Genomic DNA, 16,564 nt, shown 5'->3' with positions numbered 1-16,564 from the left:
TAATAAAATTATTCTGTCCATACCAGTACTCCCGATGGCTTAAGTATCTTCTCTCCAATTAAAACTTTTGCATTATCCGGCACATTTACCGCGTAATTTTCTGATGAGTAATTTAATGCGGTATAAAAACCATTGCGCCAATAAACAAATACACCGGGAGGGTAATCCTCCGTTGTAGCACCGGCATCTTTATAAATTTGCCTCAATAGATCCTTTTCTAATTTAGAATCATCGGTATCTACACCGATGTAGGTTACTGAGCCTTTTCCTATCCTGTGTTTTACAACAGCAGCCTTTCCTTTATAAAACTGATTATTATAAGTGGCCAGCACGCCTGTAGTATTATCGGGCACAAGCAAATCCGCCCAACTATGCCATGAATAATGGTTTGAATTCATCAGTATATCGCCTTTACCATACGATGACAGCATATCGGTCTGGCTTATATGGGCACCAATCAAGTTTGAAATTGGCATGGCGGTCTCTCCTTCCCAGAAATAGCCCCTGCGATCTTTAGTAGCCGTACGGCACGTAACAACCAGGTTGCCGCCTTTTGCTACATAATCAGTCCATTTTTTTACCAATGCGGAATCTGCCATTTCATAAGCTGGGACGATCAGGAGCTTATACTTTGACAAATCTGCCGTTTCCTGAATGACATCAACGGGGGCACCCAATGCCCTTGCAGTTTTAAGGAACTTTACCGGGTAATCCCAGGTATTCCATTGCCCGGTCTGTTTTTGCCTGTCAATGCTCCAGTAATTTTCCACGTTCCACAGAAGCGCGGTTGACCGTGCGGCCAGCTTTGCCGGCATCTTCGCACCTGGCGTAAATTGCTTCCGTAGTTCTGTTATTTCTTTCATGAACTGCATATAATCTTTACCACCCTGCGAAGGTGTTACGCCATCCGTTTGGATCACACCTGCATGATATTGCTCGGCACCATACAAGATTTGACGAAAACGATACGAACAGGCGATCTTTCCTCCTGCGGCAAAACTGTGGTACAACCATAGCCTAACGGTACCAGGTAAAAGCAGGGGATTGTAGCTTCCCCAGTTAACGGGGCCTGGCTGAATCTCTAAAACCCCGGATATACCGCCTACTGATTTGTAATATTCTGAAGCAAAAAGAACAACATCACTGTTGCCTAAACGAAAACCTGATTCACCAATATTATCACTCCCCCCGTTTGGATAAGCGGTGTAGGCCGCAAAATCCAGTTTCGTGGTACGGTTAGGGTCCGAACCCGTACAAACCGCGGTATAATTGGTAGTTACAAATTGCGACTTTGATATGTAATTACGTAAAGTGCCCGCCTGTAAATCAAGAAATTCGGCCTGGGCATCTGCCGAGTATCTCTTAAAATCAAGTAAGGCATGAGGATTGTTACCCCACCAGCCTACCAGGTTGGTATTCGGTATGATAACCTGGTCAAAGTTATTAAACCACTGGCTCCAAAAAGCAGCCCCCCAGGCCGTATTTAATGCATCAATGGTTTTGTATTTGTTTTTCAGCCACGTTCTGAATGCTTCCTGCGACGAGGGACTATAATCGGAAACAGCACCGGGTTCATTATCTATTTGCCATCCCATCACATTACTATTCTGCCCGTATCGTTTAGCCATTTCCGCTACTATCCTTTGTACATAGCCACGGAATTTCGGATTGACCATTGACTCCAGGCCCCGCGTGCCATTCTCTGCACGGATATAGTGACCGTCCATCACAAAGGTCTCCGGGTAGTTTACCCGCATCCACGTTGGGGTAGTTGCAGATGGCGTACATAGCAACACTTTAAGATGATACTTTGTGCAAAGGCTCACCACCCTGTCAAGCCAGTTAAAATCAAACCGTCCTTCCTGGGGTTCCATTTTAAACCAGGCAAATTCAGCCAGGTGCACAAACTCAAAACCCATTGCGGATATCTTTTTTATATCCCTTTCCCATTGGTTTTCATTCCAATGTTCAGGGTAATAATATATACCAGTAGTTACTAAATCTTTTTCAGGAAAAAACCGATTGGCTTCCTGTGCTTTTAACGCCGTTAAAGGGATTAAGAACCCTAATATAAATATCGTTAGTAATTTTCTCATCTAAAGATTCTAAGCTTTTCTATCGAAGCTGTTATAAGTTGTTTCACAATAGATTCAGTCAGCATTAATCAATAACATCATTCGTTATAGATGCGAGTCACATATCGGCTCTGCTATCCGTAATGCAGCCGGTACCATGTTCTAATCCATGATACCGGCAGCGTTGTGTGTTATTGTTTTTGAATATAATCTGCAGATCTTCTATATAATATTTTAGTTAGCGCCTGCGTTAAGGGCAACAATTGTACGTTGATCTTTCACCGAATAATTTTGCCTGTCCAAAGCACCACCCGTGTCCCAGAAAAATGGCAACATGCCGTTGGCTTTCGCTTGTTTTGTAATATAGGTTAGCCAATAATCCACAGCATCATTGTGTGTTGCCAGGTCTAAAGGAACGTGTTTGCTGTTGTTACGCCTGTAAGCACCATACTCACCCAACAGGACAGGAATTCCCTTATCGGCGAATTTCACCTTCATCTTGTTGAAGGTGGTATTTACGTCATTTTCTTCCCCCCAGGTGGCATTATGTTCGGGCTCTATTGTAGAATGATGTCCTGCTCCCCAGTAATAGAACATTTTGCCCCAGCTTGCGTTGCCGTCCATCAGGCAAAGTTGATAGGGAGAGTAATAATGCACCTCAACCATCATCCTCGCTGCCACCTGGTCCTGGGGAAGAACAGTCATCAAGTCGTTGGTTTTGTCGATATCTGTTGAAGGGCCCTGAACCACTAATACCCTATAACTGTTCCTACCGCCGGTGGACCGCACCGCATCGACGAAGGTTTGATGATAGCTGGCAAGCGCAGCCATCTTTTCCGCATTGTCTGCATTCGGTTCGTTGGCGCTGGCAAACATCAGGTGTTCGTCAAAATCGCGCATAGTAGTTGCAATTTGCTCCCAGAGTGCTTTTTGTTTGGCGTTAACAGACTCTTTTTTATCTGTGGTACAATTATTTTCGAGCCAGCCCTCGTCCCAGTGTATGTTGAGTAAAACATACATATCATTTTTTACACAATAACCTATCACCTCTTTAACCCTGTTGAGCCAATTCGCATCTATGCGTGCTTTGTTTTTATCAGCTAAATGCGTCAAATTCCAGGCGCAGGGCAAGCGGATGGCATTAAATCCCTGCTGTTTTACAAATTTTATATAATCCTCCGTAATGACAGCGCTCCCCCAGCCTGTTTCACCGCCCGGAGCTTCAAAAGTATTGCCGATGTTCCACCCTAACCTGATTTTAGCGGCGAGCTGAACAGCATTACTATGCATTCCTGTTGAGTCGGGGGCCTTTGGCGAGGTGTTATAAGAAGGATAGATGATAGGCCGGGCGGCAACCGCATTTTTTTGCGATACTCCCCCCGTTTGTTGGCCGGCAATAGCGGGGCTCTTTACTGAAAAAAAAGATATGACGGTAATTAGAAAAAATAATGCTTTAAAAGAATGCTTAGCTTTCATTCGGCTCCTGATATTCTATAGGTAAAGTTTTTGTTTTAAATATCGTTCGGATGATAATCCGGTAATAGCCACGCCCGATGAGTGCAAACATCGAACGTGGCTTTACAATATAACTCGGTGTGCTTAATGAAACTTTGCGCCTGAGCCAAATTTATCTACGCCCGCGTTTACGCCAATTTTTACAGCATTCAATGTTGCCGTGTCGCCTACAATTGTGGGCCCTTGCGGAACCCCGTCCTTACCTCGCCTATCAAATATACCTGCCCATAAAAACGGTATTACGCCATTTGCTTTGGCTTGTTGTGCAATATAAGCTGTGAAATGCGTAGCAGACTTTAATGCCAATACCGAATCGGCCGGATATCCTGTTAATTTACCAGCGTGATAATTCGACGCATATTCGCCCATAAACAATGGAATACCCTTATCAGCAAATCTTACTTTCACGGTGTGCATTATAGAATCTACATACGCTTCTTCATTCGCAGACGTGCAATTGCGGTCCAAAAATTTCGGATTTGTGGTATGATAGTTTTTCCCCCAGAAATATAGCTCTTTACCCCAGCTTGCGTCACCAGGTACAGTACCAGGACCTCCTAATATGCAAAACTGCGACGGACTGTAATAGTGGAACTCAAGCATCATTTTATGAGGCGTAGGGTCGATAGGTAATGTTGGCGTTTTATACGCGTTAGTCGGATCAAGATAACTGTTAAGCAAATCTATTGATGTAGAAGGCGACTGAATAACTATAGTACGATAAGTGTTTTTTCCACCTGTGCCGCGCACCGCATTAATAAATGATTGGTGATATCGCATTAAGGTAACCGTTGTTGGTATATCGCTCGCATTAGGTTCATTGGCACTGGCAAACATCAAATGTTCGTCAAAATCGCGCATATAAGTAGCTACCTGTTCCCAAATTGCTTTGTGCTTAGCATTGGCGGAATCCTGTTGAATACCTGTTTCACTGCCGGGATCATAATGGATATTGATTGTCACATACATATTGTCGTTAATGCCATATTGAATTACTTGTTTTATACGGGCAAGCCAGAGCGGGTCTATTTGCATCGTTTTTGTGTTGATAAAGTGTCCATCGTACCTGATAGGTATCCTTACCGCATTTACACCAGTTGATTTTATCAAATCAAACATTTGCTGCGTAATTGGCGGGTTTCCCCACCCGGTTTCGCTCCCAGGGGCTTCCATGGTGTTATAGAAATTCCAACCGTAGGTAATATTTGCAGCTATTTGCGAAGCGGTGCTACCCATGCCGGCTGCATCAGGTGCTTTGGGCGATGTATTATAGGATGGATAAATCTGGGCATCCTGCATTACGGTAATGCGCCTGCTTTGGCCATTAGACGAACTCACATTTAATACCACCGACCGGGTACCGCCCGATGAATTTCCTTTTGCCGTTAAATTAATGACTGCCGCACCGCTACTGCCCGATGTTTGGCTTAAATGCAGCCATCCGATACCGGCAGTATCAACACTCCAGGCCGCATTACTGGTAAATTTCAAGGCGACGGTTCCACCACCATCCGGTATAGTATCTGTTAGGTTAGCAAGCCCAAGTTGTGCTGCCGGCGTTTCATTTTTTTTACAGGAAACGACAGCTAAAATTGCAATAAACACTCCTGCAATCTTATACGCCGCGCCAATTTTCATTATCTTCATATTCGTTTTTATTAAAATTTATCTTTAATTAGTTGAAGCCCCACGGCGTTATGCTGCTGTAGGGCTTAACCTGTTTATTTAATTTTAACAACTCTGAAGTTGTCAAACGCCCCATAAAAGCCCGTTGCTGTGGCCGATGTGCCATAATTGTGTATGTACACAAAACACGATGTATTTCCTGACGGGGTTACCAAATCGGCAAGTTTGGCTATAGATTCCCCTTTGCCCTCGCCAAGTGTAGCATCTGCTTTACGGAACGATGAAAGAGGAATAGTTACCGTTATCCACCTTTTTGTTGAATAAGGTGCCGTGGTATTGGCGTCTTTTTGCCATGGCTCCCACCTGGCTATAGGGCTGCTATCTATCCCGCTTATAATATCAATTGTACCACCATTCCAGGGTTTTGAAACATTTACTTCAAATTTAAATGCCCAATTACTAACCGGGTCGTTAATATTGGCTGTTGGTACCCACTGTGCTCCATTCATACGTATTGCATAACTGGAGTACGTATTTCCTTCAGCGGGTGACAAAACACCAGTTTTCAGTACCATGTATTGAGTTGAATTGCCAGGAAAATCAGGACTACCACTTGTATAGTAGGAACCGCCCCACCATTGCCAGTTAAAATTTCCGCCCCATTCCCAATCCGATATTCTGCCGGTTGCTACATCGTTCACATTATACACGGTGGTTGCCGTGCCAAACTTTGTAGTAACAGATGCTGGTCCGCTTTGCGTTAGCGCAGGCAAAACAAAACGAACAGAATTTCCATCGCTTGACTCTTTAAAAGAAGTAATTGGGGTACTCGCAAAAGATAGTGATTTGATGTTTTTAAGATATGTACCATAAACAAACACGGAATCACCTGTGTTGGCATTTTCGTTAGAAACGCCGGTAATTGTTGGTGTAGCATTTATGGTATCCCTAACAGTACCAGATTTAGTGGTTACTATTATTTGGCTGGTGGGGGTTGCTGCGGGCATTAAAAAACCAAGAGAAGTTCCGTCAGAACTTGAGTTAAACGATGCAATCTTGGTTCCCCCATATATAAACTGTTGCACCAATACTAAATTTGTACCATGCAGATAAACCGAATCACCGGGATTGGCAAAAACATTGGATATAGAACTAATAGTTGGGAACAGAGGGCCCAATTTAAACGGAAACGTTGTTGAACCTCCCGGTGTTTTATAAACCAGGGTATAAAGCTTGGTGGTATCAACTGTGGCGTATTTGATGGTTGGTATTTTCACCACTGCGCTGTTCGGCGCAAATAAAGCAGTGTTAAAAGTTGCAGGAACCCCATCAAAATCAATTTCTGTTGCATTTTGCAAATTACGCCCAACTATAACTACGTATATTCCACCATCTGCATATACAAAACTATTACTCAAATCAACATCGTTTGGTGATGCAGCATAATTTCTTACACCTGTAATTACCGGCGCACCGCTGCCACCGTCGTTGTTTTTCTTACAAGCCGAAACTAAAGCCACCATCGCGAAGAAAAGCGGCAAAAAATATAAGCTTAGGTATGATTTCTTTTTCATAACAATATATTTAAAATGTTTTAATTAATAGTAAGGCACAGGTGGGGCTGCCAATTTCGGATCAGAGGATAATTCGGATGCCGGAATTTGCAGTGTAAATGAGCTGATGGATGCCGGGACCGTAGACGGAGCAGTAGTAGTATCCCTTGTGGCCTTACGCGTTGCAGGATCATAACTAAACGTTTGACGGCTGTAGGTGGCATCCTGATTATTAAGCAACTTCACAGCCGCCATCGGACTGTAAAAAGAATACCTAACAAGGTCTATCCAATATTGTCCTTCAAAAGCAAGTTCAACTCTTCTCTCTTTAAGTATTGTAGGACCGTCCAACAAATTCACGGGGGCCACGCCAGCCCTTGTCCGCACCTTATTAAAATAGGTTAAGGCATTCATATCCGCGGTAACACCATTGTTGCCCAAAATAGCTTCGGCATACACCAGGTATACATCAGCCAACCTGAGTACTGCGTCATGCTCAATGGATGACGTATAAGTCATTGTTGGCGCATTGTTATCCACTTCGTTACCAATAATGTGTTTTTTTAAACCAACGCCTGTTGATTTATAACCACCACCTGCAGCATTCAATTCGGGGTAAAAATCTCCGTTGAGCATAATAGTGGCTTTGCGTCTTATTGTATCGTCGGTCGAGTACATCTTATACAAATCCCAGGTTGGGGCTAAGCCAAACCAGGCACCGTTTTTTTGAGGATTTATAGCGTTGCTTGGTGAAAAGGTTAAATACATGTTACCAGTTTCCCAACTCGTCTGATCTGGCGACCACTGAAATGCAAACAATGCTTCGGGGTTATCGTTGTATTGCGACCTGAAAAGATTATAATAGCCGAGGTGGTTGGGGTCATCCTGGCCAAGAAGCGTTAATCCGCTGTTTTTACACACATTGCCTGCGTATTTTTTTGCACTGTCCAGCAATGCCTGGTTGCGCTGCCCCTCCTGTTTGCTGCCCACACCTGCCATTGTTAAATATGCTTTGGCCAGCATTCCTTGCGCCGACCAGGTGGTTAGCCTGCCTTTGTCATCCTTCAAAGGAAGATATCGCGCGGCATAAGTTAAATCGATGGTGACAAATTTAAATACATCAGCAGTAGTATTACGGTTAAGCATAGGGTTGTTTACTAATTTGGTATTGTCCTCAATAATGGGCACAGCACCCCAATAAACAGCCAGGTGGTAATAAGCTACCGCACGTATAAACTTTGCTTCGGCAATAGCGGCATTTCTGGTTGCCTGCGGGATAGATGTCGACGCTGTTTGCTGTATGGCATTAATAACATTATTGCATTGACCGATCACAATATACAAGCCTGTCCAACCCGAATTTAAAATGCCGTTATTCGCCGTAATTGTACGACTAAAAAGCTGCCCCATATCGTCGTTATAGCCTACATGACCAGTTCCGCTCAATATATCACCCAATTGCAACAAAGCATTGTAGTGCCATTGGCCCCAGGGCGCGCCTCCATACAAACTGGCAGTAGCCAGCCTTAAATCGTTAGGGGTTTTGTAAAAATTAGTAGAGCTAATTTGCGAGTTAGATGGACGGTTCAAGAAATCCTTTTTACATCCGGCAACTACTGCTACGATTAATAAAAAAAATGCGATTTTATTAATTGGTTTCATAAAATATCTTTTTAAAATTGGTAATCATTTTATTTGTTAAAGGTTAGGTTTGCACCAATAGTAAATACGCGTGGCATGGGATAGTTACCGCCATCCACACCGCCCTGAAGGGGATTCCATGTACCAATTTCAGGATCCATCCCTTTATATTTTGTGATTACAAATACGTTGGATACATTAGCATATACACGAACTGAATGCAAGAATATTCTCGACAAAATGCTTTCCGGAAGACGGTAATCTAATGTGATATTTTTACAACGCAGGAATGAAGCATCTTCAATCCACAAATTAGAAGGGCGGTTATTATAGTTGGTGACGTTATCCTGTCTTAAACCTACAACGAATGTATTCGGGTTGGAAATATACACGTTGTTAATATCAGATGACGAACCTTTAGGATCTACCAAAGCATATTTCGCGTAATTTAATACGTCGGTAAAATAGGATGTATTATTTTGTGAACTGGTTTGTGATACAGCCAATTGGTTATAAACTTTATTGCCATAACTACCACTGAAGAAGATATTGAGACCGAAATTTTTGTAGGTAAATGAGTTGCTGAACCCATATTGAAATTTAGGGAGAGGTGAGCCCAGGAAAGTTTGGTCTTTGGTATCGATAATACCATCACCATTCAAGTCTTTAAACATGCGGTCGCCGTACCAGATACCGCCATAAGCAGGAGTAATTGGATAAGGTTTTCCGCTTTGATCAGCAGTGCGGGCATGGTTTTGAAAATCACTCGGCTTTGCAAATATGCCATCATATATGTAGCCGTAAAATTCGCCGATTGACTGCCCGACTACGGTTTTTTGAACAGAAGTAGTTAAGCTGGCATCACTTCCGCCAGAACCTAAACTGAGTACTTTGTTCACATTCCGTGAAAAGGTAAAATCACTTTTCCATGTAAAGTTTTTGCTATTGGTATTAGTAGTGCTAATACGGAAATCAAACCCTCTATTACGAATAGAACCAACGTTTACATAAGGTGCAGCCATGGCCCCCGGCGACCAATTGGTGGTAGTACCGCTAAATTCAGGAAGCGGGATCTTTAATAAAAGCCCTTTTGTTTCTCGGTCGTACGCATCAAACGAAAGGTTTATGCGGCCGTTAAAAAACGTTGCGTCCACTCCGGCATTATAATAATTTGTTTTTTCCCAGGTTACGTCTGGATTGGCCAAATTGCTTTGAAACTGCGAAACGCCTGATAAACCGGTAGGAACTGTTGTAAGTTGGGTTGCATAAGTATTGCCCGGTATACCCTGGTTGTTGGTAAGCCCATAACCAAGTCTCAATTTCAATTCATCTATAGCTTTTACATTTTTTAAAAACGCCTCGTTATTAATTTTCCAGGCAAATGCCCCTGAATAGGTAACGGCCCAATTATGGTTAATCGGAAAATTTGAAGACCCATCTTTGCGCAGGTTTCCAGTGATCAGATATTTATCATCACTGGAAAAATTAACCCGGCCGAAATAAGATTCCGATGCGCTACCGGGACCATGATCGCCACCATTTGTTACAACAGTAGGGTCACCAGCGCTAATAGCCTGCACATTATTTGAAACGAAATTTTTACGCCCGGCACTTAAATTTTCGTAATAATCTGTATTTGCTTCGTGCCCTCCTAAAATATTGATTCTAAATTTCCTGAAATTATGGTTAAAAGTTAAATATTGGCGCCATGTGGTGTTGGCGTCGTGATTCGTCTCCGAGCTGGCACTGTTGACGGCGTTGGAGACGTTGTTAGTTGCTGTACCAAATGAGTAAACCGGATTAAAAGTATCGTGGGTGCCAAACGTGAAGTTACCAGATACTTCTGTACGGAATGACAGATCGTTAGTAAACTGTACTTCTGCATAAGCATTGGTGTACGCTTCATATCTTGCAGATTCGTTTTTCAAAAGCGAGGCTATGCCTACAGGGTTTGCAACAGGTGGTACCCAGCCATCTGAGGTGGTAACACCACCATAGGAACCATCGGAGTTTTTTACCGGAACATCGGGCGTCATGCTTAACGCCTGGCCAATTACACCGCCATCAGTGGAAACTGTGTTTTCATAAACCCGAAAAACCTGAAGGCTTGTTCCCAGTTTTAACCATTTAGTGGTTTTAGTGTCCAGGTTCAAACGTACTGAGTATCTTTTGAAGTCAGATCCAAGCGCTATACCCTCCTGGTTGAAATAAGTTCCCGAAATATAGTATTGGGTTTTTTCATCACCACCGCTTACAGAAAATGTATGACTGGTCATCGGCGCTCTACGGAATAATTCACTTTGCCAGTCGGTACCTTTACCTAAATATTGTGGATTGGCTAATTCGGGCCTTGTACCGTAACCCCAAACTTGTGCGCGGGCATTCAAAAATGTCGCCAACTGTTGTAAATTCACAGTAGGGAGCCTGTTACGAATCTCCTGGTAACCGGTATAAAAATCGTAATTTACTGATGGGCGCCCCGCTTTACCTCTTTTTGTGGTAATAACGATAACACCATTGGTAGCCTGCGAACCATATATTGCAGTTGCAGATGCATCTTTCAACACGTCGAGTGTTTCGATGTCGTTAGGATTGATACCACTTAAGGGATTGGAACCGTGACCAGGGTCGGTAGCCGGGGGAATAATAACACCATCTATAACAACCAACGGCGCATTAGCGCCTGATATTGATGATACACCACGTATTTGAATAGATACACCACCACCAGGCTGACCTGATATCTGTTGCACTACTACACCTGCAACTTTTCCTTGCAGGGCCTGGTCAAAGGTAGTTGGCTGGGTTTGGCGCAATTCGTTGCCCGATATTGAACTTATGGCCCCGGTAACGTCTTTTCTTTGCGTTTTAGCATAACCAGTAACCACCACTTCATTTAAGTTGCTGGATGTTGAATTCAGTATGACGTTAATTATACCAGCTTGTTTAACAGTTACTTCCCGTTTCGCATACCCTAAAAAGTTAAAAACAAGCACTTTACCTGGTTCAGCGGCTATTGAATAGCTACCATCAATACCGGATATAACCCCGAGGCTCGTCCCTTTAATTTTAATGCTTGCTCCTGGTATTGGCGAACCATTGTCGACGCTTGTTATTTTGCCCGTAATATTTACGGTTTGTGCATGGGCCGAAAAATAAAGAAACATGCCCGTGATAATTAATGAAATCTGGTATTTCACTCTTCTTTGTAAATTTTTATCCATTTGGTAACAGGATTTTAAGGTTTGATAATTGGTTCATTGTTGTTTGGTTAGTAATTAATTGGTTTTATTTTCATTCATAATTGGTTTTGCTATCATATTTCCAGGGATTAACAACTACCCAAAGCCAGCCATTTTAAACTACTTTACCTTTGGTGTCCTTGCATGAAATGGCTGCCCGAACAATCAGTAAAAAACTTCAGGTACAGGCAGGCACATGATTCCTATTTCAAAAAATAAATTAACTGATGGCCCTATTGGTAATTGGTAGAACATAGTTCAAAAGCAACTTATTTAAATATGTTACCTTGAACCTATATTCCGGGGGATGAAACTATGATAACTTAAAAAAGGAGGAGTGGCAGAGTTGAGCAAAAATATGGACCAAATGTTCAATATTTTACAACACATTAATAATGAATTAAATACAAACAAACAACATTACCATTGCAGCTTATCCGAGCACTAAAATTCAAATGATAATTTGGAATACGGAGGCTATGGTGCTCCATGTTGATGCAAACTGCTGGCTAATATTTAGAGCCATACACCTAATGCATCACGGCGTTAACGGTGTGGAGGTTAACCTTCCTCCGTTTCAGATAGTTTCTTTTGCCGAACAGAGCTGATATAGGCAGAGGGAAGGGTATTATATTCGTCTTTGAATAGTTTTGTAAAATATTTGGGCGTGTTAAAGCCTACTTCATAGCAAATCTGACTAATGGTCATCTGGCTGTTCTCCAGCAAATACACTGCTTTTTTTAATCTTATGGAACGGATAAACTCGACAGGTGATTTACCGGTAAGCATCAATACCTTATTATAAAGCGATCCGCGGCTCATATTCATCTTGCGGCTTAATTCTTCTACCGAAAGACTATCGTTTAAAATATTAAATTCTATGTATTCTACTATACTTCTTAACAGTTTTTCATCTTCATTTTGTAAAGGCGTTTCCTGTAATTGCACATCCATTTGCTTTTTGTATGTACGTTTATAGGTATCCCGCAGGGTGAGGATATTTTTGATTTTTGAGAGAAGTATTTCGAAATTAAAGGGTTTTGTCATGTAATCATTCGCGCCAATTTCCAACCCTTTTACCTGTTCGGCCTCACCGCTCAACGCGGTTAGCAAAACAATGGGAATATGCGATGTGCGCTTATCATTCTTTAATTTTTTGCACAGTTCAATTCCGGTCATCTCGGGCATGCTGATGTCACTTACAATAATATCCGGATGTTGCGAAAGCGCCTTTTGCCAGCCTTCTCTTCCGTTTGAAGCTTCAATTAAAAAAAATATATCTTTTAAATTATCCTTTAAATAAAAACGAAAGTCATCGTTATCCTCTACTAACAGAACCACAGGTTTCTTGTTTGTACGTTGCTGTTTAAGTGCAGCTTTATTTTCATTTTGGCCGATTTCATTCAAATATACGGTGTCGCCTTCATCTTCGATTGAGATATCCATTTCCGATTCGGCACAAATAACAAGCGGCAGTTTGATGATAAAAGAACTGCCGTGATCCGGCTCACTTTCAACGGTTATTTCCCCGCCATGCATCTTCACAAACTCACCGGTTATCGCAAGACCGATGCCGCTACCCTGGTTAATCATCGATTCGGGAATATCGTTCTGAAAGAAACGCTCGAAAATTTTGCTATGTTTTTCAGGCGGAATGCCAATACCAGTATCTATCACTTTTATTTCAAGAGAAGCATTACTGCCATCGGCTTCCTTATCCATATTGAGTAAAACGCTTACCTGGCCGCCGGCCGGAGTAAATTTAAAGGCATTTGATATCAGGTTAAACAGTATCCTTTCTATTTTATCATGATCAAAACTGGTAAACATGAAATCAACCGTTGTGTCAAATACAAAATCAATCTCCTTTTCTTCAGCAATATCTGTAAATGACATGCTTATTTCGCCAATGAACTTCACAATATCGCCCGGCTTGCTATGCAGTTTCAACTCCTGAACTTCCATCTTACGAAAATCAAGCAGCTGATTTACCAGGTTTAATAACCGTCTGGCATTTTTTCTTATCATGCTCAGCTGTTGTTTTTGTTCCTGGTCAGCACGGGTAAGCATTTTATCAACCGGTGCCATGATCAATGACAGCGGCGTTCTGAACTCGTGACTTACATTCGTCAAAAATTTAGTTTTCAGCTGATCCAGCTCCTGCATCCGTTTAACCTCCTGGCGCTCCTGCTCAATTATTAATTTTGCTTCCTGCTTCTCCTTTTCAACTGCGAATTGTCTTCTTATTTTTTGTATTCCTCTTTGTCGGATAAGCAAAAGTATGGCAAGGAACACTATCAAGTAAATGACATAAGCGAAAGTTGATTTCCAGAATGGTGGCAATATTTTAATCCTTAACGAACTATAATTCGGGTTCCACACCCCCTCAGAATTGGATGCCCGTACTCTAAATACATAATCTCCCGCATCCAGGTTAGTATAATTGGCTTTTCGTGTTCTGTTATCTGCGTTTACCCACCCTTTGTCGAAACCCTCCAGCATATATTGGTACTTTATTTTGCCGGGATTGAAAAACTCAAGGGCTGCAAATTCTATGGAGAATACATTTTCGCTGTGATTAAGAATTATATTGTTTGTTAACGATATGGCTTTTGAAAGTACAACATGGTTATTAATAGCCTCATTGGCCGACACACTTTTATTGAATAACTGAAAATCGGTAAATATTAATTGCGGCTTATTGGTATTAAGTTCTAAGTTTGCGGGATCAAAAATATTGAAGCCATCAACACCGCCAAATATCAACTCGCCCCCGCGTGTTTTTAAAGCGGAATTCATATTAAATTCACGGCCCTGCAGGCCATCTGTTTCGTCAAAATTTTCGAAATGAAAATTAAACCCATTAACTTTTGGTGTTAAGGTGATATGACTCAACCCATTTGACGTGCTCACCCACATCGCTCCTTTATTATCTTCGAGCGTTTTCGATATTGAATTTGCCGGGAGCCCATTTTTTTTTGTTAGCGAAGTAAAATTATTGGTCTTAGGATTGAAAACACTCAACCCGCCTGATGTAGCTATCCATATCAAACCACGGCTATCCTCGTTAAAACTGTTTATGGCATTGTCAACTAAATTATTTGCGTCGCTACCATTTGAGATATAATGAGTTACTCCTTTCCCATTTTTCAATATCACATCTACACCCCAATATCCCCCAGTCCATATATTGCCGCGCTTATCCTCAAACATCGCGGTTATCATCGGCGACCTGATGTCGCTCTGTTTAAAAGGATGGTAAAATATATTTTTAGCCCGGTCAAAAATTTCAAGACCGCCTGCAAACGTCCCTATCCATAAACGGTGCGAAGAGTCTTCCAGGATAGTCCATACCCTATCATCGGCAACACTGGTAGCAATATGATCATCATGTTTATGATGGGTAAATGTGGTTCCGTCAAAACTATCAAGACCGCCAAAATAGGTGCCAATCCATAATTTTTGATCATGATCGACATAGAGGTCAAGAATAATATCATTACTCAGGCTATTTGTGTTTCCCGGATCATGTTTATATTGTGTAAACCTGCCAGTTTTGCGGTTAAAATAAATGAGGCCGCCGCCATTGGTGCCAATCCACAGGTTTCCGTACTTATCTTCTATAAATTTGTAAACATCGTTAAAACTTAAGCTGCCAGGATCTGAGGCAAAATGCCTGTAGAGCGGGAACCTGATGATATTTTTATGATAATAACTTACACCCTTTTTAAAAGTACCGGCCCACATAATACCGAAGACATCCTTATAAAGTATTACACTGTTTTGCCTTAATGATGTAGGGTCGTCTTCCCGGTTTAGTAAATAAGTAATATTGAAATTCCTTTTATCCAGTATATTGATGCCCCCATGGTCCGCTCCAATCCATATCAAGCCATCATCGGCCTGAATAATATTGCTAATTACATTCCCTTTTAACTTTGCCCCGGCCGATTCCTTATCAATGTGGTGCAAAACACCTGTTGAAGGCTTGTAGTAGAAAACGCCACCTTCAACATATAATGTATAAAACCACAAATCACTATCGCGATCAACAGTTAAAGAATAGTAGCCGTCTTTATTATTTATTGCCTTATTAAAAACATCTGTATGATAGCTAATTTTATTAAACTTAATATCAAACATCTCTACTGCGCCCTTACTGTAAACTATCCATATATTGCCTTTGGCATCGGCAGTAATATCTGTAATGGAACCCGAGTATAATGATGGGACAGAATTAATATTATGATAATAGTGTTTTGTTTGCTTGCTTAGGGCATTATATCTGTAAATACCCGAATCGGGGATCAAAAACCAAAAGTCTGCTGAGCCAGACCGCACTATTTTAGAGACATAGGGATAAGCAGGAAGTTTTAAAGAACGGAGCAGCGGCGGCATATCGCTGTTAAATTGTTCCGTTTCAGGATCATAAAAACAATACCCACTCCGGGTTGATATCCATATCTTTTTATCAGGACCTTCAAAAATCTTATATATTAAATCATCACTAACAGAATTTTTATTATTGCCATCGTGCTTAAATACTTTAAAGGTATAACCGTCATAACGATTAAGGCCTGATGCAGTGCCAAACCACATAAAGCCTTCCGAATCTTTAAATATGCAACTAACCTGGTTATGTGAAAGTCCGTTACTGATATCGAGGTGCGAAAACCGGTACTGACTGCCTTGGCTAAAAACATTATTATATGCAAAAACTAATATAACGGCAAGAAGATAATAGAATTTTAGGCGCATTGGGGTATCATTGAAAAGCTCAGAAGCAACAGTTTAACTTTTAAAAGTCAGCACACTAAGGTAGCACAAATGTTGCATAATAAACTGGCATATTTCAATTTTTAGCCGACTGTCAAAGGGCAAACTATTAAATTAAAAAATGCGCCCGGATCTC

At 41.6% G+C, this 16,564-nt stretch carries 7 protein-coding genes; all 7 read right to left on the bottom strand.

Going from position 1 to position 16,564, the window contains the following annotated elements; translation table 11 throughout:
- Positions 1-8: 8 nt before the first annotated feature.
- The 7 genes from FHS10_RS04890 to FHS10_RS04860 all read right to left on the bottom strand — a co-directional run bounded on the left by FHS10_RS04890 (position 9) and on the right by FHS10_RS04860 (position 16,410).
- Positions 9-2,096 carry a beta-galactosidase gene (locus tag FHS10_RS04890; protein WP_259088150.1) on the bottom strand — a complete coding sequence of 696 codons (2,088 nt, stop codon included), beginning with the start codon at positions 2,094-2,096 and terminating at the stop codon, positions 9-11.
- A 213-nt stretch (positions 2,097-2,309) separates the two neighbouring features.
- Positions 2,310-3,551, bottom strand: a complete 1,242-nt coding sequence (locus FHS10_RS04885; protein WP_259088148.1) for a glycoside hydrolase family 5 protein — start codon at positions 3,549-3,551, stop codon at positions 2,310-2,312.
- Between the two features lie 123 nt (positions 3,552-3,674).
- Positions 3,675-5,237 carry a cellulase family glycosylhydrolase gene (locus tag FHS10_RS04880; RefSeq protein WP_259088147.1) on the bottom strand — a complete coding sequence of 521 codons (1,563 nt, stop codon included), beginning with the start codon at positions 5,235-5,237 and terminating at the stop codon, positions 3,675-3,677.
- A 74-nt stretch (positions 5,238-5,311) separates the two neighbouring features.
- Positions 5,312-6,790, bottom strand: coding sequence for a glycan-binding surface protein (locus FHS10_RS04875; RefSeq protein ID WP_259088145.1), 1,479 nt, complete (start codon positions 6,788-6,790; stop codon positions 5,312-5,314).
- A 24-nt stretch (positions 6,791-6,814) separates the two neighbouring features.
- Entirely contained in the window at positions 6,815-8,431 is a 1,617-nt protein-coding gene (locus FHS10_RS04870; protein WP_259088140.1) for a RagB/SusD family nutrient uptake outer membrane protein, read from the bottom strand.
- 29 nt (positions 8,432-8,460) lie between these two features.
- Positions 8,461-11,634, bottom strand: a complete 3,174-nt coding sequence (locus FHS10_RS04865) for a SusC/RagA family TonB-linked outer membrane protein (RefSeq protein ID WP_259088137.1) — start codon at positions 11,632-11,634, stop codon at positions 8,461-8,463.
- A gap of 579 nt (positions 11,635-12,213) precedes the next feature.
- Positions 12,214-16,410 carry a hybrid sensor histidine kinase/response regulator transcription factor gene (locus FHS10_RS04860; protein ID WP_259088136.1) on the bottom strand — a complete coding sequence of 1,399 codons (4,197 nt, stop codon included), beginning with the start codon at positions 16,408-16,410 and terminating at the stop codon, positions 12,214-12,216.
- Between the last annotated feature and the right edge of the window lie 154 nt (positions 16,411-16,564).

Source organism: Mucilaginibacter dorajii (assembly GCF_024808255.1).
GTDB classification, from domain to species: Bacteria; Bacteroidota; Bacteroidia; order Sphingobacteriales; family Sphingobacteriaceae; genus Mucilaginibacter; species Mucilaginibacter dorajii.
This window is presented reverse-complemented; position numbering and strand designations above follow the sequence as displayed.